This window comes from Paenibacillus sp. GP183 (genome assembly GCF_900104695.1).
GTDB lineage: Bacteria > Bacillota > Bacilli > Paenibacillales > NBRC-103111 > Paenibacillus_AI.
This window is the reverse complement of sequence record NZ_FNSW01000001.1, coordinates 2,505,962-2,530,820: the sequence shown is the minus strand read 5'-3', so window position 1 is coordinate 2,530,820 and position 24,859 is coordinate 2,505,962. Positions and strand designations below refer to the sequence as shown.

The window sequence follows — 24,859 nt, the reverse complement described above, 5'->3', positions numbered from 1 at the left end:
TAATGTTATAGAATCATCGGAGACATTAATCCGCGCAAGTGGATGGTGTCTCCTTTATTTTTGATTGAAGCTGCGTTATTGTATATTTAGAAAAGTAAGCAGCTTTCCTTAAAAGAAAGGGAGTCTTCAAATGAGCTTAGAGGATAAGGTAATTGAAGCGAGTAATGGCGTTAAAATCCCCCAATTAGGTTTAGGGGTGTTCAAACTAACTAAAAAGGAACAATTTGAAACGGCGATTAGGGAGGCTATCCGGATTGGTTATCGCCATTTTGATACCGCTAAAATTTATGGAAATGAGAAGATTTTAGGAATAGAGATTCAAAAAAGTCAGATACCTCGAGAGGAATTTTTTATTACTTCTAAAGTATGGAATACCGATCATGGTTATGAAGCTGCCAAGAGAGCCTTTGAACAAACTTGCAAAAAGCTGAATGTAGAGTATCTTGATATGTACCTCATCCATTTTGCCTCGCCTTATTATCTGGAAACATGGCAAGCTATGGAAGAGTTATATATGGAAGGGAAAATCAAAGTGATTGGAGTTGCGAATTTTGAGATTCAGCACCTTGAAGACTTAATGAAACACTCCAAGATTCCACCCATGATTAATCAGATTGAGACTCATCCCGAGTTTCCGCAAAATGACTTGCATGACTATCTCATTAAGCACCAGATTCTGCATGAGGCCTGGGGACCATTAGGTCAAGGAAATAAAGCGTTATTGGAAAATCCGGAATTAAAAAAAATTGCCCATCATCATCATAAAACGGTGGCTCAAGTTATTTTACGTTGGCATCTACAACGGGGAATTATTATTATTCCAAAATCATCAAATCCAAAAAGAATTAAAGAAAATAGTCAGCTATTCGACTTTGAATTAACTAGTGAAGATATGGAAAAAATTAACCAACTAAATACAGGTAAAAGGTATTCAATTAGTCCTACTGGTTTTATCATTAATCCATTTTTAAATAAATTAATGAAAATTTTTATCAAGTAAACGAAATATCCGAATTTAAAGTTATTGACTTGAGTGTTGCAAAAATCTTGTTGTCGACAAATCCCTTTTAAAGGCAGGATTTTAGAAGCTTCGTCGAATGATTAATTGGAAGGAGGACATCTGACCTTAAAGAAGAAATTGTTGGTTACGACGCCACAATTTCCATAAAAAGGAGATGTCCCACTAACATGGTATCCCTCTACTTGCCTATCGTCAAGTTCATTTTAGCTCTCAAATTGGAGTTTTCTAAACCCCAACGGAATCACTTGTTTACGCTCGTTCATGGTATCATTCTTTGTGCCGGACGTAAAAATATTACGCAAATTCGAAACGCTGCCAGACAAGATTGTCATCTGAGCAGCATCACCAATTTTCTGAATCATGCGCCTTGGTGCGTCAATCGTATGCAGCGCAGACGAATGCAATTTATTATGGAGAAAATCCAGACAAAGCGTATGAAGAATGGTGATTTAAGGCGTCTTGTATTTTTCATCGTGGATGACACTTGCTGTAAGAAGGAAACCTCGACGAAGAAAATGGAGGCTCTTAGCTTTCAATACTCACACGAATCTGGAAAGTCAGTCTGGTGTCATTGCGTTGTCACTTCTCACGTGGTAAGCGAGGGCCATTCCTATGCCTGGGATTTCCGTCCTTATTACCGTGAAGAGTATTGCGATGAACATCGCCTGTCATTCAAAAGTAAGAACGATCTTGCCCTTGAAATGATCGAAGCATTCCCAGCTACACAGGATGAGCAGGTTTACGTTCTCATGGACAGCTGGTATACCAGTGAAAAGGTTATTAATGCCTGCAATCGCAAGGGATTTCATGTCATCGCCGCTGTAAAGACGAACCGGCTTATCTGCGTCAGCGGCGTAACGATTTCTATGGCTGATTTCGCTGTCCAGTACCTTCGCAAGTCTGACCTCCGCTCCGTTACGGTGGAAAGTCAGGGAACGTACTGGATTTATGAATATGAAGGTCCGTTAAGCGAAATGGAAAATGTCAAAGCTTTGCTATCTTGGAAAGATGAATACGCCGATTCGAGCAAACCTCAGGTTTGTCTTCTGTGCACGGACTTGAGCCTGGATCTCGTTACGATCCAGCGCTATTATCACGTGCGCTGGAATATCGAAACCGGCTATCGCTATTTCAAAGAACTGCTAGGTTTTGACCAATATCAGTTGCTCTCATTTGAAGGCATTCAGCGATTTTGGGCGATCCAGTTTCTTACGCAGAACTTTTTAGAATCACAGCGACAGGACTGGATGAAGAACGACATTCATCTCACGCTTGGAGATGTGGTGTACCGAATTCGGCAGGCGTATTTTGGGCAAATCATCGTTTACGTGTATCAGCAAGCTCTTGAGAAGAAACCGTTATTCGACATCCTTAAGCATCTCAAGATACCCGCCTAATCTGCTGTTACCGACACCTGCTATAGGTCTGCTCATTTTCGTTCTTTGAGAGCGAATTCGCAACATTTAAGTTATTGACTACTCACCTCCCATCATCGGGGGGTTTTTTCATGCTTAAATTAGAAAAGTGGAGTGCTGAATTCAATCAGCATTACACTTGGCGTTATTTTAGAAAATTTTGGGTGTTGGTTAAGACTGAACCCTTTTATCGCAGAATAGAATGTGAGGAGGTGGTATTGTGATGTCCGGAAAAAAGAAAGAAGCAGTTGGCCGACTGGAGGTGACTCAAAGAGATAGGTCCTTGCCGGATGGCACAAGATATGAGGAATCTAAAATTCGGCTAGACAAACCGATTCAAAAAGCGGTTTTGGGAACGACCACTTTAACCGGCAAGCAAAAGATATGAGCGCCCAAGAGGGCGTTTTTTTATTTATACGCTTGAAGAAATGGTAAATTTAGTGGTATGTTTTACCCATAGGGAAAGAAGGGGATGACCAATTACTACGAAGGAACGGATGGTACGCCTTTCTAAAGAGGCGCCAAAAAACACATGGACGTACGTCTGGGGGCTTTGGGCAATTGGGCAATTGAAAACGATTTTCTTCAAAGCGTTGCCAGACTTGAATCCTTATTTGAGCGAGCCATTCAAATGGGTCGTCGGTTTAGCACCGACAAAAGACTGGCCTAAATGGTTTCTGTTCAGTTTCTGGTTCTGGACGTACGTTTCGATGTTTTATCTGATCTTTGCGCTGATTCGATGGTTCCGGTACAAGTGGTTTGTCCAAGAAGAGTATGTCATGCCGCCAAGGGTACTTTTTCATCAAGAAATGGCTGCCACGATTCAAGCGTTGGAGGAAGAAAAGACGGAAGAGGCCGATACGAGACTTGTCGTAAAGCAATTATACGAACGGATTATCGACCGGATGCGGGAGATTTACGGACTAAACGCAGGGGATTTCCGAGCCATCGCCATCCGTCCGGATCCAAACGACGAAAAGGGTGTGATTTTTACCAATTTCGGGTTTGGTAAAACGGTTGGTCTTAGCGCACAGCAGAAAAGCTGGGATGAAGATGCAGCCAAATTCATGCTGGAGGAGAAGCTGACCACTCATACCAAGTGGATCGAATTCAAACGTCAGCGACCCAGAGGGGATGCGGAAACAGTCATCCTGATCCGCAACATTGGAAAGCTTCGACTTGGGCTGTTTGTGGCTATCACCAAATCGGGAGTGAAAATTGAAGAAAATTGGTCAGAGTTTGAGCAAAGTACTTATCTGGCAACGATGCTTGGCCATGTGGACAAGCTTGTGGAAATTGTAGTAAAATATGAGTAGAAGGAGGGGATGGATATGTTCGGAACGAAATCATCCAAAAAAGTGGGCGCTGTTCAACAGAAAGGACAAGCTTCCCAAAGCAAGATGAATCAGCGTAAATCTGCTGCCTCCACTATTGCGGTATATGGTACATCGACCATCGTCGGTAAGGTGAAAGCGAACTAATATAAATTTAATCTCAATATATTTGTGAATGATAAGAGAAGGTCAATCACCATCCGCACGCGGCGGATGGTTTTTTTGTTGTGGTGCAAAAATGGAGTGCTGATCTCAACCAGCACTCCATTTTCTTTACAATTATAGAGCCGATGCGGAAGGTGATGCGGTTTTTGCATAGATAGGAGGTCTTCCAATGGACAGGTATGTTAAATCATACACTTGGGAAGTCAGCTGCATGTCTTCCCATGCGAACATGTTTCTTCCGTCGATAATCAATCGACCGCGCAGCTTACGACTGACCTTACTCCAATCCAGATTGCGAAATTGTTCCCACTCCGTCAAAATGATCATTGCATCGCAGGAATCTATCGCATCGTACAAATCACGGTGCAAGATTACACCAGGCAGAGGGTATTGTTTAAGAAGAGGGTCGTAGCCATGCACGGTTGCTCCGTGTTCCATACACATGCGGCTAATGGTCAGCGAAGGCGCTTCCCGAATGTCATCGGTCATTGGTTTAAAGCAAAGACCGAGCAGCGCGATGCGGGTTCCTCGCAGCGATCCCAAGACTTGCCTCAATTTATATAGAAGAGTGCGCGGTCGGTTTTGATTAATGGCTTCCGTAGAATCCAGAAGCGGCATCGAGACTCCCAGACGGTTCCCCAGATCTTGAAACGCCTTTATATCCTTTGGGAAACAAGACCCGCCGTATCCAATTCCGGCTTGAAGAAAAGAATCTCCGATCCTCCGATCCATCCCCATCCCCTTGGCGACAACATCGACATGGGCGTCCGTTTCTTCGCAAAAATCAGCGATCATGTTGATATAAGATATTTTCATGGCCAGGAAGGCATTGGATGCGTATTTGATCATTTCCGAGCTGCGGCGGTCGCTGAACAGGATGGGTGCGGACAGACCTTCGTACAGTTCAGTTATCACATTTCGGGCTTTTTCGGTATTGCATCCCGCCACAATGCGGTCAGGGTGGAAAAAATCATGAATAGCGTTACCCTGCCGGAGAAACTCGGGGTTATGGATAATATTAATGTTCGGATTGGCTGGAATAAGGGAGCGCATCTGCTGTTCCACCTGATCGCTTGTGCCAACAGGGACAGTACTTTTGATCACAATAAATTTCTCTTCGGTGCTGTGAATGTGAAGTGCAGTTTGGTTAATGACAGACCAGAATTGCGTTAAATCGGCCTCGCCTTTAGGACCAAACGGAGTACCAACGGAAATGATCAATATATCGGATTCACGAATGGCAGATCCTACATCGGTAGTAAAGCGTATTTGATCAAGGTCTTTCACTTCTTGCAGGAGTTCATACAGACCTAGCTCCCAAATCGGCAGTCCTCCTGATGTAAGAGTAGCAATTTTCTCAGCAGAGATATCTGCACAAATGACAGAATGGCCTAATTGAGCCAATCCAGCTCCAGTGACTAAACCGACATAACCTGTTCCAATAACTGCAACTCTCATCGTTTTATCCTCCTCAATATTAAGCGGAAAATGTGTTTCGTCTTGAGGCTGTAGAACTCAGAATCCGTTCGTATTTGAGCAGGAGATCGTCAAAAATGGTTTCCCAAGATTGCGTTGAAGCATACGCCCTGCCTTCATGACCGAAATCGGTTAACCTCTCAGGCCGTTCCAGCATGTTGACAATGGCACGAATGAAAGCATCCGGGTCGCGGGGAGGACACAGCAGTCCTGTTTTGCCGTTCTGTATGATCTCCTGAACTCCGCCGGCTCTGGCACCGATGACGGGTGTGCCCGATGCGAGGGACTCCAATACGACATTGCCGAAAGTTTCGGTGCTTGAGGGGAAAACGAACAGGTCCGCTGATGCATACAGCTCGGCGAGCGGCTCCCCGCTAAGATATCCGGTAAAAGTTGCATTGGAAGGCGCCTCGGCTTGCAGCTGTTTTAACATAGGGCCTTCACCCACGAAGAACCAGCGGATTTGGCTGCGAAGGGCATCAGGCATCCTTTTCATAACGTCAATCATGATATCCAGGTCCTTTTCGGGCGCTAGCCGGCCTACATATAGCAGCATGTAACGTTCGTTAAAGTTATACTTTTCACGAATGGCCTTGTTCTTTTTATCTGGATTAAACAGGTTGCAATCAATTCCGCGTTTCCACAGGTCCAGTCCTTGTATTCCCTGCTGGTTCATCTCTTCGGCTGTTTCATGGGATGGAACAAAGGTAGCCAGGCAAGATTGGTGGAACCAGCGGATATAGCGCCAGAATAAGGAGGAGGCAAATTGAAGGTGGTAATATTGGAGATAGCGATCAAAATGGGTATGGTAAGAAGCTACGTGAGGAACACCATACTTTCTCGCGTAGTAAAGACCGCATAGTCCGATATTGAAGGGGGTGGCGATATGAATCAGGTCCGGTTGAAATTGTTGAAGCTGTTTGTAGATGGTAAAATAGTTGGGCAGCGCGATTCGGCATTCAGGGTAAATCAGCAAGGGAAGACTGGCAAAACATTGAATATTGTTGGTAAATAAATCCTCCTCGTTGATTTTGGGGACAAACGTGCGAAAGGATATGTGACGTTTTTCGAGATGCTCGGTAAACCTTTTTAGCGTTAAGGCAACGCCATTTACTTGAGGCCAAAAGGTGTCTGAAAATAGAGCAATCCGCATAGAACCCCTCCCTTGACATTCCTTGACTTTATCTGATACTTCTACTGTACCTCGGTTTTATTAATCCATTGTCAAAGGAATATCAACTATAAATTAAATTATTACCAAAAGATGGCGCCAATTGGGCCTATGCTTTGAAAACAGGATATTATCCTACACGTTAATATTTAATAAGGTTAACCTCAGGTTTAATGACTCTAAAGTCATTATTTTTCCCAATTCTTTTGTCCAGCGTGCTACAGTGAGCCAAATGTCCCTATTGGAAAAGTTGGGTTCACTAATACTGAGTTTTCGATCACTATGGCAAGTCAAATTAAGATTATTCTATAAAATATGAGGCTTAGCTTATTGTTTGTGAGTTTATCCTCATTAACCCTTAGATATCGATCCAACGGTAAGGCGAACTGGCGGCTAGATTCAAACTTTCTAAACTTAGCAATCCAAAAGAAATTTCTTGGAATTTATAATGATATATTGTTAGCGTGATCCATCATATAGGAGGAGACCATATGAATTTTTCAGAAAGTTTGATCGCAGAGCTAAAACGGGAAGCGGAATCGACCCGGAGAGTGCTCGAAAGGGTGCCTACAGACAAGCTTTCCTGGAAGCCGCATCAAAAGTCGATGTCGTTAGGTCAGCTTGCTTTGCATACCGCGGGCGTACCCGGAGGCCTGGCTGAGTTTTTGGATGAACGGTCACGCGAAGTCCCGATAGTTCCTCTCCCTGAGGCAACATCGTTGAACGAGATCCTTTCCGCGTTTGATAAATACATGCTTTTGGCTGAAAACAAGCTCCTCGCATGGGGAGAAACCGGACTGATGGAGCCATGGAAGCTCACCCGTGAAGGCATTACGATCTATGAGGTGCCCCGAATCGAAATGGTGCGTACATTAATGCTCAATCATTGGTACCATCATCGGGGGCAGCTTACGGTTTATCTCCGACTGCTTGAGGTCCCGGTTCCTTCCACCTACGGCCCGAGCGCCGATGAGAGATAGCAATCGGAAAACGAAACGGCAGAGATGCCGTTTTTTTCTTTGATTATTATCTTTCCAATTCCACTCATGTGGAAGCATAGTTATTTTTAACAAATCCATAGATAAAGGTGAAATTCTATGATGAGCGAACTTGTAGTTGCGAAATCGGGGCATGTATTATCAAGGCAATAGTCGCACACGAACCACCTGTTTTGCGGGTGCTTCCCGATAGCAAGAAGTGGCTGCGTTTTTTCTCAGGCGTTTACAGGACGGGTTTCAGGTTCGGCCACCAAGTAGCTATGTTAAAATTTGCACGCTCAGTCTCGATTCCTCTGCGTACCTATGCCAAGATACCAAAAGATCTCGGAAACCGCATGGATAAGAATCTTAATTTCTTTGTTAATCATGAGATGCTTCTAGATGGATTTGATATAACTGTCGACGAATGGAAAAATTTTCTTTATATAATTAGATGAAATTGCAACTTTGGAGTATGTGGTAAGAATATTTCGGGAGGAAGGATTAATCATGGAAGGTAATAAAAATACTTTTGAATCTATCGATGAATATATTTTAACATTTCCGCCTAAAGTTCAGGACACACTTAGAATGTTAAGAAAAGTCATACAAGAGTCAGTACCGACGCAGGGAAAAGATAAGCTATCAAATGCCTACTTTTGAGTTGCATGGAAATCTAGTGAATATAAAGGAGCAAAAGGGTCCGTTCAATTTCCTATAGATAAGCCATTGCCTTTGAATTAATTAGCAGGATAGTAAAATTCAGAGCTGCTGAGAATATAAAAAAGCAGAAGGCAAAATGAGAAATAAGAAATAATTCCATTAATAATGGGGGAACTTATTTTTTAATTCGGATTTTTTTGGGATGTGAAGGGATTGGATTTTTTCGGAAGTCGTGAATCGTTGACAATCTTCGAATGGATCTTAAGAAGCATCGTTAGCTTTGTATTTTTACTGCTTGCAGCCAAACTGATGGGACAGCGCTCCATCTCTCAATTAAGATTCCTCGATTTCATTATTGCTCTGACCCTCGGCAATATATTAGCCCATCCACTTTCAGATGAGAAATTGGGCTTAAAAGGCTCAATGATCACCACAACTGTTCTAATCCTGTTATATGTCTCAGCGACGTGGCTGAGCCTAAAATGGCCGTTATTCAGACGATATCTCGATCCGCCGCCGATCCATCTCATTAGAAACGGACAAATCCAATTTCACAACTTATCTATTGCAAGAATCTCTATTGATTTTTTATTTTCTGAGCTTCGAAAACAAAAAGTGGAGGATATACAAAAAGTATCCCTTGCAGTATGGGAACCAGGAGGAACCATATCCGTATTCATGAATACTCCATACCAACCGCTTACTCCCGCAGATATGAAGCTTGAGACCCGACCGTTTACCCTCACAAGGCCGATCATCTTTGAAGGAAAAATCGATATGTCGCTTCTTAAAGAAATCGGAAAAGACCCAATATGGCTTGAAAACAAGATAGCCCCTGCTTACCCGAATATCCGCGATGTGATATTAGCGACCGTTGACGAAAACGAGAACGTGCGGGTCTACTCGAATCCAAAAAAATAGCCCGCAATAGCTTTCCCATTCCTGAACGTAGTTTGTATTTACTAGTAAAGCGCTCTTGAGTATATTTCATCGCGTAAACGCTGCCTGCCGCGCATCAGTCTCGTTCTCACCGTTACGGCCTTGACGGCAAGAACCTTGGAGACATGATCTACGGACAAACCACGGAAATAGAAAAGAGTCATGGGTCCGGACATCCGTGCCGGAAGGGCTCGCACCGCGTCATGAATTTCCCGGCGGGCTTCAGACCTCAAATATACGTCCTCCGCGCTCTCCTGCACCAGATCGGGCAGGGAATCTAATGTAGTTTCATGCCGCATTTTTCTATAAAATGATATACATTCGTTAATGACGATTCTTGCAAGCCAGGAATAAGGCTCACGTATGTATATCCATGTGTCCTTCGCCCGAAAGGCCTTAATAAATACATCTTGCACCCGGTCTTCTGCAGCGGCCCAGTCACGCACATACGTGAAGGCAAGATTCAGCAGAGACTTTGTGTGCGCTTCAATCCATGCTTCCAACAGTTTCTCTTGTTCCAAAAGGCTCTCCCCATTTCGCATTCAGATAGGCTGATTCAATTAGCAGCTTCTTGCTAGTACCTATCTTAGCTTCCGCTTATTTAGATTCTTGAAAAAATTTCTTAAGAAACCTTAAGAAAATCCGAAGGAATTAAAAACCGCCCTGAATTTCTTCAGAGCGGATCATCTTGCATGTTTATGTTATCAAGGGCAACGTGATTTCAAACACGGTCTGTCGTTCGGTGCTGGAGACTGCGATCGAGCCTTGATGCAGCTCGATAATGCTCTTTACGATGGCAAGCCCAATTCCAGACCCGCCCGTTTCCTCCGAACGGGACTTTTCCACACGGTAGAATCGGTCGAAAATCTGAGGTAGATCGGCAAGCGGAATTGACTGTCCGTAATTTATGATCCGTATATGAACGCTGTCTGTAGCCAGTTGGACATCCACATCGATGTGCCTTCCATGTTTGCCGTATTTAATTGCATTGGATAAAAGATTTTCCAAGGCTCGCATCAACATGTCGCCGTCTGCCTCAATGATCACTTTCTCCTGCTGAAACGACAGCCTGATTTCCATGTCCGCCTCCGCCAATTGCGGGGAAAAATCCGCCGCGAGCTGACCGATGAGCTCGTTCAGATTGATATTTGAACGTTTCAGCACGTTCTCCCCATAGCTAATCTTCGTGTACTCGAATAAATCGTTCACCATCCGCACCAATCTTCGGGATTTCTCGTAAACGATGTTGGTATAATACCTAAGCTCAACTTCATCTTTATAACGGTCCTCTTCTATTAATCGCAAGTATCCGATGATGGAGGTAAGAGGCGTACGCAAATCATGGGAGACATTCGTGATCAATTCATTCTTGGCTTGTACAGCGAGCCGCTCTTCCTCCATTGACTTTTTTAACTGTGCTGCCATTTGATTGACATTAGCCGCCAATTTGCCCAGCTCATCGTCCGATTGGACGGGGACGTGCCTGTCCAGATCTCCACCGGACATCCTTCTTACCACGTCCGTGATTTGCTCTAAATAGCGCACGGTGCCATAGCTGACGAGCATGATATAGAAAACAAAAAGTATCACTGCCGCGGCACTTGGGACAACAGGAAAACCCACATAATAATTCAGCCGCTGTACCAAATGCGCGTAGGTACCAAAAACAGGGGAAGTATATATAAGCGATCTCACGATCTGCTGCAGCAGGTAAATGGTTCCTATTGTCAATAAGGCACTCAGGAAAAACAGCCAAACCATCTTCCAACGAATTCCTTGAAACGGATTACGCATCAATTTTATAACCTACTCCCCATACCGTCTGGATTAGCTTGTAGCCCAGCTCCTTTTCCAATTTGTCGCGCAGGTTGCTGATATGTACCATCACTGTATTATTGGAAACGAAATATTTTTCCTGCCAGACCAGTTGAAAAAGCTCTTCCGCGCCGAATACTCTTCCAGGATGAGAGGCCAAAAGATAAAGGATATCGAATTCCCTGCTTGTAAGCTGAATATCCCGGCCGCCTGAGCTTACTTTATGGTTCATCTTGCTGATTTCGATCGAATGTATTTTCAATGTCTGGTCCGTTTCCAATTTAAGCTCCGTATTGTATTGAAACGATCGGCGGATAAGCGATTTCACTCTCGCGGTCAATTCCAGAGGATTGAAGGGTTTGATCATGTAATCGTCTGCGCCGGTCATTAATCCGAGCACTTTGTCCATGTCCTGCGTTTTCGCACTGCACATGAGAATGGGAATAGCTGAGCTCTCCCGCACTTTCCGGCATACTTCCATCCCGTCAATTCCCGGCATCATGATATCGAGAATGATCAGGCTGATTTGATTATCCTCCAGAAGCCTCAACGCCTCGTGCCCGTCATGCGCCAGCAGAATTTGAAAGCCTTCATTTTGCAAATAAATCGAAATCAAATTGGCTATTTCCTTATCGTCATCCACGACCAATATGGTTTTCATCCCAGGATCTCCTCTCATTTGCCAAAAGCGTATTCGAAAAGCTTCTCTGTTTCTTTAAAGCGCGCTTCCGGAGCCGAAGTACCCATCACAACCGAGATCAAACGCCTTCCGTCCCGCATTGCCGTTCCCGTAAAACAGTATCCGGCTTCATCCGTATAGCCTGTCTTTAAGCCGTCATTGCCGAAATAAGCATATCGTTCTCCCGGCAGCATCAAATTCGTCGCTTGCAGCGTAATGTTATTGTGCGATAATTTCACTTCCGGCAGTCTGGTGATGTCTAAAACTTCCGGGTAGGAAGAAACGAGATACGAAGCCAGCTTGGCGATGTCCCGCGCGGTCATCACTGTGTCTCCAACGGCTGCAGCTGTCTTAAATCCTATAATATCGCTAGCCGACAACCCCGTCGAGTTGGCAAAAACGGTTTTTGACGATAATCCGATCCTTTTAGACTCTTGATTCATACGCAGCACGAATTTGCTTTCACTTTCGCTCACATATTCGGCCAAAGCGATAGCAGCGTCGTTCGCGGAATGCACAACCATCGCCTCGAACAATTCACGCAAAGTAAATGTATCTTTGGGTTTTATGCCGATCTTCGAACCCGAAACATTAGCGGCATAAGAGCTGATGTTAACGGATTCGGTCCATTTTCGTTTGCCGGAATGCACATCCTCCAATATCAGCAGTTCGGTCATCATCTTGGACATGCTGGCCGGGGCCAAGGGTTCATCCGCATTGGATTCGTAATAGACGACGGCCGTATTCGAATCCATCAAAATCGCCGCGCGCGCGTCCACCTTCGGCTTACTCGAAGCCGAATTGCCGTGCTGCATAAAAAAGCAACCTGCGACCCCCGCGATAATCAGCAGGACGCCCCATCTTCCCATCTTCATCTTCCAATACCCTCCACACGTCAGTCAAATCGCACCATGAACTCGCGTCTGAAATGAGGGTACCATGACGGATTAAATAATTTTGTAAAAATTCCATAAGAATTTCTTAAGGGTTTGGACTGTTCTGAAGTTCTAAGATTAAAATGTGATTGACAGATAGCAAAATATCTTATACGATGTTTTTGATTGAATGATTCGTTCAATAATAAAATTTAAGGTGGAATGCATATGTCCCATAGGGAAATCGCAACTTCAATTACTCATTCAACGGTTATATCAAAGGATGGTACGGTCATTGGCTACAAAAGTACTGGGCAGGGACCTGGTGTGATTGTCCTTCATGGGGCGCTTAGCAGCTCTGATGATTTTACAAATTTTGCACAAGAATTAGCAGACTCATTTACTGTTCATGTGATCGATCGACGAGGACGAGGAATGAGCGGACCCCAAGGAAACGAGTATTCCATCCGCAAAGAATGTGAAGATCTTACAGTTGTGCAAGAAGCAACGGGAGCTGCCTTTCTCTTTGGTCATAGCTTTGGAGGGCTTGTTGCCTTGGAAACGGCAAGAATGAACAACCTTTTTACGAAAATAGCCCTCTATGAGCCCGGTGTTTCCATTGAGGGGTCAATACCGACAACTTGGCTGCCTAACTATGAGAAAGCACTTAATAAAAATGACACTTACGGGGCTTTCGCTATTTTTGTAAGAGCTTTAGGACCAGTAAAATCAATAAAGCTGATACCTATATGGTATTTGAAGCTAATCCTTCGTATAATGTTGCGTAAAGACCATTGGAAGCACAAGGAAAGATTATTGCCAGAAAGCATGAACGAGCACAAAGAAATAGGACTTCTGGATTCCACATTTAGTAATTACAGCTCCATTTATGCAGATACGCTATTAATTGCAGGCGGGAAAAGTCCGGAGTCAGAGCGAAACACGATGAGAGTGCTGGATCAGACCATGCCAAACACGAAGACAATAGTACTCCCGAATTTAAGCCATTTTGCTCCAGATAATCAATATTCGCCTGCAGTGGTGGGACAGCAAGTAAAACAACATTTTCTAAGTTAAGCTTCTACAAAAACATGGGAGTGAACCACCATTGTCGCCTTTAAATAAAGATCAACTGCACCAGATTCGAGATGAACGAAAAGAACAGATCAATAGAGCAGCACTTAAGGTCTTTGCTCAGCGGGGGATCCTCGGGACGAAAATCAGCATGATCGCCGCGGAGGCGGGCGTGAGTCTGGGGCTTTTCTACCACTATTTCAAGTCGAAAGATGAGGCTTTCATCGCCCTTGCGCAGGAAGCAATGGAAATATCCTATACTACTACAAAAAGTCTTCAGAATGTGCCTATTTCCCCGCTTGAAAAAATTAGACTTTTGACCGAAGCTATCCTTAAGGAAGAGGGCAAGTATTATTTCTTGTTGATTTATCAAGCACGTACATCGGAAGGTGTGCCGGGTGAGGTGAAAGAGCTTTTCTCCCAGTACTCCATGAAGGCTTATGTCGATCTATTGATGCCTATATTTGCGGAAGGTCAGCAAGCAGGCGAGATCGTGGCAGGCGATTTGGGGGAGTTGATCTCGAGCTACTTATCGATTCTTTCGGGTGTCATGGTTGTGAATGCAAATGAGGGCGGCGAATATCGGATTCCAGAAGTCGACATGGTCATGCGGCTTGTCACCAAGTAAATTCATCCTGATGGGAATAAAAGGCAGCCGCAGCTGCCTTTTTTCAACTATATGTTCCGATTAGTTCAGCACCTATTTGTCTGTTTCTCGTCTCAATATGCGCATACTGTAATCACGACCATACTTGGGAGAAAGTATGCCCCATAATGTACCCATAGCTGCTTCAATCTTCTCCATGTTTGCTGAACCGCCAACGTCCACGGGATCAAGGCCGATATCACGAGATAACTGGGCGACCACATCCTTGGCCTCGGAATCATCTCCGCTCATAAACGAAGTTGCGTTGCTTGAGCCAAATTGAGGGTTCGCCAGTACTTCCCAGGGAAGTGTGTTAAAAGCTCGGACAACACGGGCATTTTGGGCTAATCGAAGTACTTCCATATCTGCCGATTTTCCATCATAGCGGTTAGTACAATTGATGAGGATCTTATTATTTAGATCCCCCGCTTCTTCCAGGACCCGTTCAACCTCGGTAGGTAGCACGGCCAGAAGAATAACCTCACCAAAGGCAATTGCATCCTGCACCGTTCCTGCTTGAGCGTTCATCCCGGCTGCTTGCAGCAAGGATCGCAATTTATCGCTTTGCGGGTCGCGCGAGCCGAACATCACTTGATGTCCGTGTGCAGCCCACACACTCCCCAATGTTCCACCCATATTTCCTGAACCAATAGAAGCAATTTTCATTTTGAATTCTCCTTCACTTCTTCTAATTTTATAGTCCCATTCAAAATGTCATTGTAATAATTTAACTTCACTCTAGTTTGATTAATAATGTCGTCCAGTTCTCGACGTTGATTCTCCATGGTGTTCAAATGCTCTGAAAGAATTTGGCTTCGACTCGATATCGTTTGAATATCGTCCGGATCCAACATGGATGAAGAATTGTGAAAACATTGCCCTTCCTGAATAAACTCTTTAATATCATCTAAAGATAATCCGGTTTTCTTTAGACAATTTACAGATGTCACTTGATGAACGTCGTCGTCGCTATAAGTACGTACCCCGCCGGATCCTCTTTGGGGAGACTTTAACAAACCGATCTTTTCATAATATCTCAGGGTATCGGGACTAAAACCTGTAAGCTCGGCAACTTGCCGGATTGTATACATTGTTCATCACCACCTCTCTGTCTATATTCTAAACTCTGGAGTCGACTCCAAGTCAACACCTGAATTTTATGCACTAAACTCTGTAAAAACAGTGCTTTTTGTGGTATAGTAACAAGATGATTTTACATAATCCGACAATTTTTTTGAACGCTCGATGACTGCAGTTTGGAGAGGGGTTAGACTTATTCATGCAAAAAATTTTTTATCCTTGCCTTGTCTTTTTGAATAGCTTGAAATACTCCAAAAAATTTGTTGTCGTAGGATTGTTGATCATACTTCCTATAGCGGTCACTCTTTATTTTCTCATCGTAGAATTGAACAAGGGGATCATTGTTGCCGACAAGGAACGTTTAGGCTTACAGTACAACAACGCAATCAACAAAGTGTTGACCAGCCTTCAGGAAGATCGGCGGGTTTCCTATTTGGCCCTGAGCGGTGATGCTGCGGCAAAAAATCAGATAAAAACTGTACAAAGCAAGGTTGATCAGGACATGGAACAAGTGAATGCCCTGGAACAACAGCTGAATAATCAGTTTGACACTTCAATGACATGGCCCGAGATCAAGGGGAAATGGTCTGATTTAAAATCGAAATCAGCAAGCTTAAATGAAAAGACAAGCTTTGATTTACATACGGCGATCATTTCGGATTGTTTAGCTCTCATCTCTCATGTAGGAGACAAATCAAACCTGATACTCGATCCGGACTTGGACAGCTATTATCTCATGGATGCTACTCTGATCCGGCTGCCGGCATTAGTGGAGGAAATCAGCCAGCTTAGAGAGTTAGGCAAGGGGATTGACAGCCGGAAATCGATCAGTAAAGAAGAACTAACCATGCTGATCTATAAAACGGCAACCATAAAAACCGCCTTTGACGCTGTCAATTATGGAGCCCAGGTTATTTACGATAAAAATCCGTCGCTTAAGCCTGAATTAATAGATCCGTTCCAAAAGCTTAACACTTCCTTTGTTAAATTTACGGATGAGCTTAACCATACATATGTTTCCGCCAATTCCATTCAGGGAGGTAACGACGGATATTCTCGAAGTGCAACGACAGCAGTGGAAGACAACCATTCCCTGTATGAGAAGGAATCCTCCCAATTAGACAAACTTTTAATCGATAGAATGCATCATTACGAGGACATCAAGTATTTCGTGATAGGCTTTGTGCTCGCCGTCTTTCTCATCGTATTATATGTTTTTTCCGCTTTTTATTTATCAATTATGAATGCGATCAGAGCCATAAGCGGTTCGGCCTCCGAAGTAGCCAAAGGCAATTTGTTGACCCGTATTCCGATCCATACCAAAGACGAAATGAAGGACGCGGCTATATCATTTAATACGATGGTGGATGCCGTCAAGCAAATCATATATTCCAGCAAGCAAACAGCGGATCAGGTAAACGCAACCTCGGACAAGATCGTTTCCATCGCCGATCAAACAGCGAAAGCGAATCAATATCTGGCTTTATTGATGCAAGATACGGTAAAAGGCGCTGAAATGCAAATCAGTGCCACGGAAGACGGTTCCAGAGCAATGAATGATATGACTATCGGCATTCAGCGTATTGCTGATTCCTCATCCGTCGCTTCCAATGCTTCAATCGAATCTTCACAGAACGCCTTGGAAGGCCGACTGGCCGCAGGTAAAGTCATTCATCAGATGGAATCCATACAAGATTCTGTTAATCATACTGCAGGAACGGTTCAACGATTGCATGAATTTTCACAGCAAATCCATCAGATTGTCGGGGTCATTAAACGCATCGCTTCGTAAACAAATATGCTCGCCTTAAACGCATCGATTGAAGCGTCTAGGGTTGGGGAGCATGGACGCGGATTTACTGTCGTAGCCAACGAGACCAGAAAATTGGCTGAGCAATCGGCTCTATCTGCCGAAGATATAACGGCTTTGATTCAGCAAATCCAGGAGACCAGCCTGCAATCTGTTAAATCGATGGACAATGTAGTTAACGACGTTCAGATTGGACGAACCGTTGTACAGGAATCAAGCGAATCGTTCCAGCGCATTATTCAATCGTCTCAGGAAATTGCGGATCAGATTCAGGATATATCTGCGGCTTCCGAACAAATGGCTGCCAGCTCGGAAGAGGCCGCGGCGACCATTTCGGAAATCGCCAAAATCACCAAAATCTCATTTGATCAATTTCAATCCATTTCCGAGACATCTTCGGCACAATTATCCGATATGGAAGAGCTTGCGGAACAGGCTAATGCACTTAACCGGATGTCACAAACTTTGCGTGAACAAATCGGTAAATTTGCCATTTAACTAAACTGGCAGTGGAGAACTTAGATGAAATATTCAGGAAGAATCGTTATTATATCGGTAGTTGTCATATTGATTCTTGCCATAAGAACATATGGCAGTCTTTATTATAATTATCCATCTCTTCAGTTTCCGTTAATTGGGGTTATTCTGGTGTTTGCAAGTTGGCTGCTGGGAACACAGTATGATAAATTGAAGTTTTTATCGGAGAGGGATGTTCTGACCAACCTGTACAACAGAAGATTCCTGCTGTATACCTTTCCTAAGCTCATTGCTTCAGTGGATCGAAAACAGGAGAAGTTGATAGTATATTTTATTGATGTGGATGACTTTAAAATAATCAATGACACCCGCGGGCATGAAATCGGTGATCGGGTTTTGCAACGGATTGCAAACGTATTAACACTTCATTCACAAAAAAGGGACATAGTTGTCCGTTGGGCAGGAGATGAATTTTTGATCCTTTCCCCTCTTTCTGATGATCGCAATAAAGCAAAGACGATTAGTCTTATCCAAAACGAATTAAAGCTATCATCTCAAGAGCTAGATATAGCAATTTCTGTTTCTATTGGAACGGCCACGTATCCCAATGAGGCTCAAACATTAGATGATTTACTTCATGCGGCGGATCAAGGTATGTATATATTGAAATCCGATAACAAAAATCAGTTGAAATTTATTTCAAATTAAGGCTAGAACTTCATTTTGTTAGAGTTGAATGGAGCGGGAAAAAATCTCGCTTCTTTTTTGCATTTATATGTGTTATCCTTATTTGTTGCGACAAATGGTGTAAATTAAGGAGACAAAATGACATTTAATGACTTGAATATTATACCTTCGATTCTAAAAGCTTTAAGTAAAGAGAACTATACGACGCCTACACCCATACAGGAACAAGCAATACCAGCTGTGTTAGCCGGCAGAGATTTACTTGGCTGCGCTCAAACCGGAACAGGGAAGACGGCCGCATTTGCTGTACCGATCATCCAACTATTAAGCCAGCAGCAAAGTAAACCCAATACCGGGCGGAGTATTCGCTCATTGATTTTAACACCGACAAGAGAACTTGCTCTTCAGATTTTTGATAACATTGGGGCGTATAGTCAATACACCGACTTGCGTTGTTCTGCTATCGTTGGCGGCGTTTCCCAAAAAGCGCAGGAGCGGTCGCTAAATCAAGGTGCGGATATAATTATAGCAACTCCTGGCAGACTCCTCGATCTAATGAATCAAAAGCATATAGATCTACAATATGTCCAAATATTAGTGCTAGATGAAGCCGACAGGATGCTCGATATGGGCTTTATTCATGACGTGAAGAAAATCATTGCAAAAATGCCCAGCAAAAGACAAACCCTGTTCTTCTCGGCAACGATGCCTCCGGAAATATCCAAAATGGTCAAATCACTTCTGGTGAATCCGGTGAAAATAGAAATCACTCCGGTGTCTTCTACAGCAGATAGGATTGAGCAATCTATTTATTTGGTAGATAAGGCAAACAAGCAAAATCAATTAAATCACCTTTTACAAGATAAATCCATTGCTTCCGCACTGGTGTTTACCCGTACCAAACATGGCGCTGACCGCGTTGTGCGTGAATTGACTAAGGTGAAAATCTCCGCCCAGGCCATTCATGGAAACAAATCTCAAAACGCCCGCCAGAGTGCACTTAGCAATTTCAAGAGCGGCGTAACTCGAGTGTTGGTAGCGACGGATATCGCTGCAAGAGGAATTGATATTGAGGAACTCTCTCATGTAATCAACTTCAACCTCCCCAATATTCCAGAAACCTATGTACATCGAATTGGCCGTACCGGTAGAGCAGGATTGAGCGGGATTGCGATCTCCTTTTGCGAAATTGAAGAAATTCCGTATCTCAAGGATATAGAGAAATTGATTGGAAAGACCATTCCCGAAGTGAAGGATCATCCCTATCCGATGCTTAACACAACTCTGCCTTTAAAGGCCAAGTAGGTAATATTTGAATTCTTATACCCTCATTTGCAGAGGGTATTTTATTTTATACTTCAAAATGTAACATTGGACACAAAATAACGATTGTTATATTTTATGGCTTATAGTATTTTAGTATTAGAAGAGGTGATGAGATGAATATTTATGTGATTGTAGCCAGCTTTTTAGGTACCGCCGTGGAGTTTATTGAGGCCTTAACCGTAGTATTGGCTGTTGGCGTTGTAAGAGGATGGAAAAGCTCACTTTCGGGGATGACTGTGGCGCTGTTAGTTTTGACAGCTATGGTTACATTGTTTGGAGTGCCTCTCATGAACTTGGTCAACCTGGGAGCATTCCAGCTTTGTATCGGCATCTTGATGTTACTTTTCGGTATGCGTTGGTTACGTAAAGCGATCCTGCGTTATTCCGGTTTAAAGGCCTTACATTTAGAGGATAAAGCTTATACGGAAGAATTGAATCGTCAACGCAGCCACGCTAAATCGAATAATGCTATGGATTGGTTTGGATTTGTCACTTCATTCAACATCGTATTGTTAGAAGGCATTGAAGCAGTCTTTATTGTCCTTACTTTCGGATTGGCTGCACATTCTCTGCTATCGTCGATTACAGGGAGCATCATTGGATTGGTTATGGTGGTATTGGCTGGGATCCTACTGAGAAAGCCGCTTGCGACCATTCCCGAAAATACAATGAAATTTGTGGTTGGCTTGATGCTCAGCGGGTTCGGTATATTTTGGGTCGGAGAAGGGATCGGTGTCAATTGGTGGCATGCAGATGTATCTATACTGGTCATTTGCTTAGGTCTACTGCTCGTTTCATTCATTAGTGTTCGTCTGTTATCCAATAAGCACAATCAACAAAATCGTGACAAATCCACTAAGAAAGCAGTGGGTGAACATGTATGATAGCAGCATTAAAAACGATTATCGGCTTAATATTCGATGACTGGTGGATGGGGATTGGTTTATTATTCTCTATTCTGATCACTTATTTTGCAATTCAAGGCGGTCTGGATGCTCAAATGAGCGGATGGCTTTTAGTCATTTTGATCATAGGTGCCTTAATCCTGAGTTTAAATGTGGAATACCGCAAAAAAAGTAAAAAGCTGAAATAGTTTCAACGATTATTGGGAAGGCCAGACGAATGAATCATTCGGCTGGCCTTTTTTGCGTCATGAGAGGTTAGGGGAAAAAAATTTACAAGTCCTCAATATCTAGTTGATACGGGATAAACAATTCAGCAATATAGTTGAATCAGAAAGAAAACAACAAGATTAAACAACAAATAACATCTTCTTAGGAGGAAGAAACATGCACAAGATTTGGACAAGAACCACCTCGCTGCTTGTATTCATCACTTTGGTGGGCAGCTTGGCAGCTTGCGGAACGAAAGACAACACGGCTGGAGGAATGACGGCAGCTAGTAAAGCCCCAACAGAAAGCAAAGCCCCAGCGAGCAGCAGTCCGAACGCAAGCGGGACCGTTTCCGTGGATGACCTGCAAACCAAAGCGAAGCAAGAAGGCTCCGTAGTCAGCGTAGGTATGCCGGATGATTGGGCAAATTGGAAGGATTCCTGGACCGAAATCACAAGTAAATACAACCTGAAGCATACTGATACGGACATGTCGAGCGCTGAAGAAGTTGCCAAGTTCGAAACGGAGAAGGATAAGCCTACTGCCGATATCGGCGATGTGGGTATGGCGTTTACTTCCGTTGCCGTTGATAAGAATGTGACGCAGCCTTACAAAACTACAACATGGGATAAAATCCCCGACTGGGCCAAAGATAAAGACGGCCAATGGGTGGTTGGCTACCAAGGAACAATTGCCATCATTACGAATACCAAGCTGGTGAAAAACCCGCCGAAAAGCTTTGATGATATTGCAAAAGGAACCTACAAAGTAGCTATTGGCGATGTGGCCAAAGCCTCCCAGGCACAAAACGCTATTCTTGCTGCTGCCATCGCTTTCGGCGGAGACGAGAAAAATATTCAACCGGGTATTGATTTCTTTGAGAAGCTTTCCAAGCAAAAACGCATCTCCTTATCCGACGTGAAAGTGGCTAACTTTGAAAAGGGTGAAATCGAAGTCGCATTGGTGTGGGATTTCAACGCCCTGGGTTACCGTCAAAAGCTGAACCCTGCAGACTATGATGTGGCCATTCCTAAAGAAGGCAGCGTCATAGGCGGTTACGCAACGATCATCAACAAATACGCTCCGCATCCTAATGCGGCTAAACTCACAAGAGAATATATTTTAAGCGATGCTGGACAAATTAACCTGGCCAAAGGATTCGCCAGACCGATCCGCGACGATGTGAAGCTTCCTGCGGATGTGGCCAGCAAGATGATTCCAACCGAGCAGTACAAGAATGCCAAACCGATTAAAGATTTCAAAATCTGGGACGCTACCTCGAAAACCCTCCCGCAATTATGGCAAGAAAAAGTATTGGTTAACCTCAATTAGTACCAAATAGCAAACAGTTACCTTCTCCTCAAGAAGGTAACTGTTTTACTAAGGAGTAAACAATGAAAAACAGAGTACCTTCGAAGCTCTTATTACTTGCTGTTCTTTTGCCTTTTTTCATCCTGATTGTCGGATTTGAGCTGCTGCCCACGGCAACTTTAGTGATCAACAGCTTTTTATCGGACAAAGGCGATCAATTTACAATGCAGCAATATTTCACTTCATTGACGAATCCTTTCTACCTAAAGGCGATTCGGAACAGCCTGTTGATTTCGCTTTATTCCAGTGTGGCAGGCATCATCATGTCCCTGCTCCTGGCCTATGCGATCACAAGGGCGTCGGAACGAACGAGAAATTTTGTGCTGATGATTTCCAACATGACCTCGAACTTTGCAGGTTTGCCGCTAGCCTTTGCTTATATTATTTTGCTAGGAAATAACGGTGTTCTAACGATTTTATTCAAGACGTGGGGATGGTCCTTGTTTGCAGGCTTTGATTTGTATACGTGGACTGGGCTCGCCTTTGTTTATGTGTATTTTCAGCTTCCGCTCGGAGCGCTGCTGCTTTATCCTACCCTCTACGGTATGCGTGAGCAGTGGTGGGAAGCCGCTTCATTGCTTGGCGCAAACATGTGGCAGTTTGCCAGACGAATTGCGCTGCCCGTGCTGCTTCCCGGTATAGCCGGAACGTTCACGATTCTGTTTGCCAACTCGATGGGAGCTTATGCAACAGCCTATGCCCTAGTCGGCGGCAATTACAATTTGCTCGCGATCCGCATCGGCTCTCTTGTGGCGGGCAATGTCGTGACGCGCCCACAGCTTGGCTGCGCGCTGGCCGTATTGCTGGGCGGTACGATGGTGCTGGCGATGTGGTTGAATGACCGCTTGATGCGCAAGGTAAGGAGGGATTTACAGTGAAACGCAATCGTGCCATTCCCCGAGTTATTATTTGGCTGGCCATGATCTATTTGCTGATCCCTTTGCTGGCTACCTTGCTCTATTCAATCGCTGGCAACTGGCAGACGACTTTACTGCCGGAGTCATGGACGCTGCATTGGTTCGGCGATATGTTTCGTGATGTCCGCTTTATGGATGCACTTGGACGTACTCTGTTTGTTTGCCTGGTTAGTGTAGCACTGAGTGCACTCGTCATGCTGCCGACCATCTTCGTGGTGACGATCTACTTCCCCAAATGGGAGCGCTGGCTGAATCTTACCGCATTGATTCCGTATGCGATTCCTGGTGTTGTTGCCGCAGTAGGCTTGATCAAGCTCTATTCCTCTGGACCCTTCGCGATTTCCGGTACGATTTGGATCTTGATTGCCGCTTATTTCGTGGCGATTCTGCCCTATATGTATCAAGGCATTCGCAACAGCATTCGAACCGTCAACGCCTCGGAGCTGATGGAGGCTGCAGAGCTGCTGGGGGCAAGCAAAATGGCAGCCTTTCGCCGCATTATCGTGCCTAACATTTTGCCTGGCATTCTTGTTTCAACGCTGTTATCGATCTCTGTGCTGTTCGGGGAGTTCGTGCTGACCAATTTGCTGATCGGCGGGCATTTTGAAACGATCCAGATTTACTTATACCGGCGTCTCAGCGAAAGCGGGCATTTAGCCAGCGCCATTGTGATTGCTTATTTCGTGTTCATTTTACTGCTGTCGGGATTGCTGCTCAGCTTGAGCAAGCGGTTATTCGGCAGAGCCAATCCCGTGGAATGGGAAACTGCCAAGAAGGGAGCCTAGCATGAGCTATTTGCATATTGAGAATGTATCGAAGAAATTTGGAGCCTCTAATGTGCTTCAAGAGCTGAATCTGCGAGTGGAAAAAGGGGAGCTGGTGACACTGCTTGGCTCCAGTGGATGCGGCAAAAGCACGCTGCTTCGCTGCATATCGGGACTCACGACGCTCGAGGAAGGCGAGATTTATCTGGAAGAAAAGCCGATTACCCAGCGTCTGCCCAAGGACCGCGGGGTCGGCATGGTGTTTCAGTCCTATGGCTTATTTCCAAATTTGAGCGTCGGTGATAATGTCGCTTTCGGCCTGCAAATGCAGCGGCATAGTAAGGCCGACATTGCGAATAGAGTAAGAGAAATGTTAAGCATCGTAGGACTTGAGGATAAAATTAATTCCTATCCTCACGAATTGTCAGGGGGCCAGCAGCAGCGGGTTGCGTTAGCCCGATCACTTGCCGTGCAGCCGAAGCTGATGCTCATGGATGAACCGCTCAGCGCGCTCGATGCCAAAATCCGCAAATCCCTGCGTTTGGAGCTTCGCCGGATCCAGAAAAATTTAGGCATGACTACGATTTTCGTCACGCATGATCAAGAAGAAGCACTCATCATTTCAGATAGAGTCTGTGTCATGCATCAAGGACAAATCGTTCAGATGGGAACGCCGGAAGAAATCTATACCAATCCGCGCAATGAGTTTGTTGCGCGTTTTATTGGCAGCTACAATGTGATGAATGCCCAGGAGATGGGCCGGTTGACAGGGAACCTGGAGCGAAGAGGCGGCTCCGTGGCCATTCGTCCGGAAGCCATCCGCTTGGCACGCAGAGAATCGGAGCAAAGATGGGCTGAAGGCGAAGGCTTCGAGGCTTTTGGCCGCATTGAGGAAGTCATTTTGCTTGGCAATGTACTGCGCTTCATCGTGCTTGTCCAGGATGTAACGTTGACCGTCGATATCTTGAATGGCAGCGAACGTCCGGGACTGGAAACCGGCAGCGAGGTTAAGCTTTGGATTCCCCGCGAAGCCTGCAGGGTACTTGATGATGGTGGTGCGTAACG

Annotated in this window: 26 protein-coding genes and 2 pseudogenes; 20 read left to right on the top strand and 8 right to left on the bottom strand. The window is 44.4% G+C overall.

The genetic code is table 11. The annotated features are described in order from the left end of the window. The first annotated feature begins 130 nt into the window (after window positions 1-130). The 5 genes from BLV33_RS12560 to BLV33_RS29330 all read left to right on the top strand — a co-directional run bounded on the left by BLV33_RS12560 (window position 131) and on the right by BLV33_RS29330 (window position 3,917). Window positions 131-1,000 carry an aldo/keto reductase gene (locus BLV33_RS12560; RefSeq protein WP_090791722.1) on the top strand — a complete coding sequence of 290 codons (870 nt, stop codon included), beginning with the start codon at window positions 131-133 and terminating at the stop codon, window positions 998-1,000. Window positions 1,001-1,188: 188 nt separating this feature from the next. After that, window positions 1,189-2,418: an IS701 family transposase gene (locus tag BLV33_RS12555; RefSeq protein WP_090791718.1), complete on the top strand. Its 1,230-nt coding sequence runs from the start codon at window positions 1,189-1,191 to the stop codon at window positions 2,416-2,418. A gap of 241 nt (window positions 2,419-2,659) precedes the next feature. Next, entirely contained in the window at window positions 2,660-2,824 is a 165-nt protein-coding gene (locus BLV33_RS29335; RefSeq protein ID WP_171909131.1) for a hypothetical protein, read from the top strand. A 109-nt stretch (window positions 2,825-2,933) separates the two neighbouring features. Next, on the top strand, window positions 2,934-3,752 hold the full coding sequence (locus tag BLV33_RS12550; protein WP_090791715.1) for a hypothetical protein: 819 nt from the start codon (window positions 2,934-2,936) through the stop codon (window positions 3,750-3,752). A gap of 15 nt (window positions 3,753-3,767) precedes the next feature. Then, window positions 3,768-3,917, top strand: a complete 150-nt coding sequence (locus BLV33_RS29330) for a hypothetical protein (protein ID WP_171909130.1) — start codon at window positions 3,768-3,770, stop codon at window positions 3,915-3,917. 132 nt (window positions 3,918-4,049) lie between these two features. Here BLV33_RS29330 and BLV33_RS12545 read toward each other — a convergent pair whose 3' ends face one another. Next, window positions 4,050-5,393, bottom strand: coding sequence for a UDP-glucose dehydrogenase family protein (locus tag BLV33_RS12545; protein WP_090791711.1), 1,344 nt, complete (start codon window positions 5,391-5,393; stop codon window positions 4,050-4,052). 19 nt (window positions 5,394-5,412) lie between these two features. Next, window positions 5,413-6,564: a glycosyltransferase family 4 protein gene (locus tag BLV33_RS12540; RefSeq protein ID WP_090791708.1), complete on the bottom strand. Its 1,152-nt coding sequence runs from the start codon at window positions 6,562-6,564 to the stop codon at window positions 5,413-5,415. Window positions 6,565-7,073: 509 nt separating this feature from the next. Here BLV33_RS12540 and BLV33_RS12535 point away from each other — a divergent pair. The 3 genes and pseudogenes from BLV33_RS12535 to BLV33_RS12520 all read left to right on the top strand — a co-directional run bounded on the left by BLV33_RS12535 (window position 7,074) and on the right by BLV33_RS12520 (window position 9,143). Then, complete coding sequence (locus BLV33_RS12535) at window positions 7,074-7,562, top strand: DinB family protein (protein WP_090791703.1); 489 nt, start codon at window positions 7,074-7,076, stop codon at window positions 7,560-7,562. 507 nt (window positions 7,563-8,069) lie between these two features. Continuing rightward, window positions 8,070-8,362 (top strand): annotated as a pseudogene (locus BLV33_RS12525) (hypothetical protein). A gap of 73 nt (window positions 8,363-8,435) precedes the next feature. Next, entirely contained in the window at window positions 8,436-9,143 is a 708-nt protein-coding gene (locus tag BLV33_RS12520) for a DUF421 domain-containing protein (protein WP_090791694.1), read from the top strand. Window positions 9,144-9,184: 41 nt separating this feature from the next. Here the strand turns inward: BLV33_RS12520 and BLV33_RS12515 are convergent, their stop codons facing one another. The 4 genes from BLV33_RS12515 to BLV33_RS12500 all read right to left on the bottom strand — a co-directional run bounded on the left by BLV33_RS12515 (window position 9,185) and on the right by BLV33_RS12500 (window position 12,530). Further along, window positions 9,185-9,682: an RNA polymerase sigma factor gene (locus BLV33_RS12515; protein ID WP_171909129.1), complete on the bottom strand. Its 498-nt coding sequence runs from the start codon at window positions 9,680-9,682 to the stop codon at window positions 9,185-9,187. Between the two features lie 175 nt (window positions 9,683-9,857). Then, window positions 9,858-10,955, bottom strand: coding sequence for a sensor histidine kinase (locus BLV33_RS12510; RefSeq protein ID WP_090791686.1), 1,098 nt, complete (start codon window positions 10,953-10,955; stop codon window positions 9,858-9,860). Further along, entirely contained in the window at window positions 10,948-11,637 is a 690-nt protein-coding gene (locus BLV33_RS12505; RefSeq protein ID WP_090791682.1) for a response regulator transcription factor, read from the bottom strand. The genes BLV33_RS12510 and BLV33_RS12505 overlap by 8 nt, the downstream gene beginning before the upstream one ends. Before the next feature lie 14 nt (window positions 11,638-11,651). Continuing rightward, entirely contained in the window at window positions 11,652-12,530 is an 879-nt protein-coding gene (locus BLV33_RS12500) for a D-alanyl-D-alanine carboxypeptidase family protein (RefSeq protein WP_090791678.1), read from the bottom strand. A 228-nt stretch (window positions 12,531-12,758) separates the two neighbouring features. Here BLV33_RS12500 and BLV33_RS12495 point away from each other — a divergent pair, with 228 nt between their 5' ends. Both BLV33_RS12495 and BLV33_RS12490 read left to right on the top strand, forming a co-directional pair. Next, window positions 12,759-13,607, top strand: coding sequence for an alpha/beta fold hydrolase (locus BLV33_RS12495; protein ID WP_171909128.1), 849 nt, complete (start codon window positions 12,759-12,761; stop codon window positions 13,605-13,607). A 31-nt stretch (window positions 13,608-13,638) separates the two neighbouring features. Next, window positions 13,639-14,232: a TetR/AcrR family transcriptional regulator gene (locus tag BLV33_RS12490; RefSeq protein WP_090791672.1), complete on the top strand. Its 594-nt coding sequence runs from the start codon at window positions 13,639-13,641 to the stop codon at window positions 14,230-14,232. A gap of 72 nt (window positions 14,233-14,304) precedes the next feature. Here BLV33_RS12490 and BLV33_RS12485 read toward each other — a convergent pair whose 3' ends face one another. Next, entirely contained in the window at window positions 14,305-14,916 is a 612-nt protein-coding gene (locus BLV33_RS12485; protein ID WP_090791668.1) for an NADPH-dependent F420 reductase, read from the bottom strand. Further along, entirely contained in the window at window positions 14,913-15,341 is a 429-nt protein-coding gene (locus BLV33_RS12480; RefSeq protein ID WP_090791663.1) for a MerR family transcriptional regulator, read from the bottom strand. Before BLV33_RS12480 ends, BLV33_RS12485 begins: the two co-directional genes overlap by 4 nt. 188 nt (window positions 15,342-15,529) lie before the next feature. On the opposite strand from BLV33_RS12480, the gene BLV33_RS12475 reads away from it, so the two are divergent. The 10 genes and pseudogenes from BLV33_RS12475 (at window position 15,530) to BLV33_RS12430 (ending at window position 24,857) form a co-directional block, all read left to right on the top strand. Further along, the gene (locus BLV33_RS12475) at window positions 15,530-17,122 is read left to right on the top strand and encodes a methyl-accepting chemotaxis protein (RefSeq protein ID WP_090791660.1); all 1,593 of its coding nucleotides are present in this window, start codon (window positions 15,530-15,532) and stop codon (window positions 17,120-17,122) included. A gap of 6 nt (window positions 17,123-17,128) precedes the next feature. After that, a complete protein-coding gene (locus BLV33_RS12470; RefSeq protein WP_090791656.1) occupies window positions 17,129-17,638 on the top strand; it encodes a methyl-accepting chemotaxis protein in 510 nt (169 codons plus the stop codon). 24 nt (window positions 17,639-17,662) lie between these two features. Further along, window positions 17,663-18,325 (top strand): GGDEF domain-containing protein, encoded by a 663-nt coding sequence (locus tag BLV33_RS12465; RefSeq protein WP_090791652.1) that lies wholly within the window; start codon window positions 17,663-17,665, stop codon window positions 18,323-18,325. Between the two features lie 117 nt (window positions 18,326-18,442). Then, window positions 18,443-19,576, top strand: a pseudogene (locus tag BLV33_RS12460) (DEAD/DEAH box helicase); the annotation flags it as partial. A 167-nt stretch (window positions 19,577-19,743) separates the two neighbouring features. Continuing rightward, complete coding sequence (locus BLV33_RS12455; protein ID WP_090791645.1) at window positions 19,744-20,514, top strand: COG4280 domain-containing protein; 771 nt, start codon at window positions 19,744-19,746, stop codon at window positions 20,512-20,514. Further along, window positions 20,511-20,723, top strand: coding sequence for a hypothetical protein (locus BLV33_RS12450; protein ID WP_090791641.1), 213 nt, complete (start codon window positions 20,511-20,513; stop codon window positions 20,721-20,723). Before BLV33_RS12455 ends, BLV33_RS12450 begins: the two co-directional genes overlap by 4 nt. A gap of 196 nt (window positions 20,724-20,919) precedes the next feature. Beyond that, entirely contained in the window at window positions 20,920-22,074 is a 1,155-nt protein-coding gene (locus BLV33_RS12445; RefSeq protein WP_090791636.1) for an ABC transporter substrate-binding protein, read from the top strand. Between the two features lie 62 nt (window positions 22,075-22,136). Continuing rightward, window positions 22,137-22,991 carry an ABC transporter permease gene (locus BLV33_RS12440; RefSeq protein WP_090791633.1) on the top strand — a complete coding sequence of 285 codons (855 nt, stop codon included), beginning with the start codon at window positions 22,137-22,139 and terminating at the stop codon, window positions 22,989-22,991. Between the two features lie 41 nt (window positions 22,992-23,032). Further along, a complete protein-coding gene (locus BLV33_RS12435) occupies window positions 23,033-23,815 on the top strand; it encodes an ABC transporter permease (RefSeq protein WP_171909352.1) in 783 nt (260 codons plus the stop codon). A 1-nt stretch (window position 23,816) separates the two neighbouring features. After that, window positions 23,817-24,857 carry an ABC transporter ATP-binding protein gene (locus BLV33_RS12430; RefSeq protein ID WP_090791626.1) on the top strand — a complete coding sequence of 347 codons (1,041 nt, stop codon included), beginning with the start codon at window positions 23,817-23,819 and terminating at the stop codon, window positions 24,855-24,857. Window positions 24,858-24,859 lie beyond the last annotated feature (2 nt).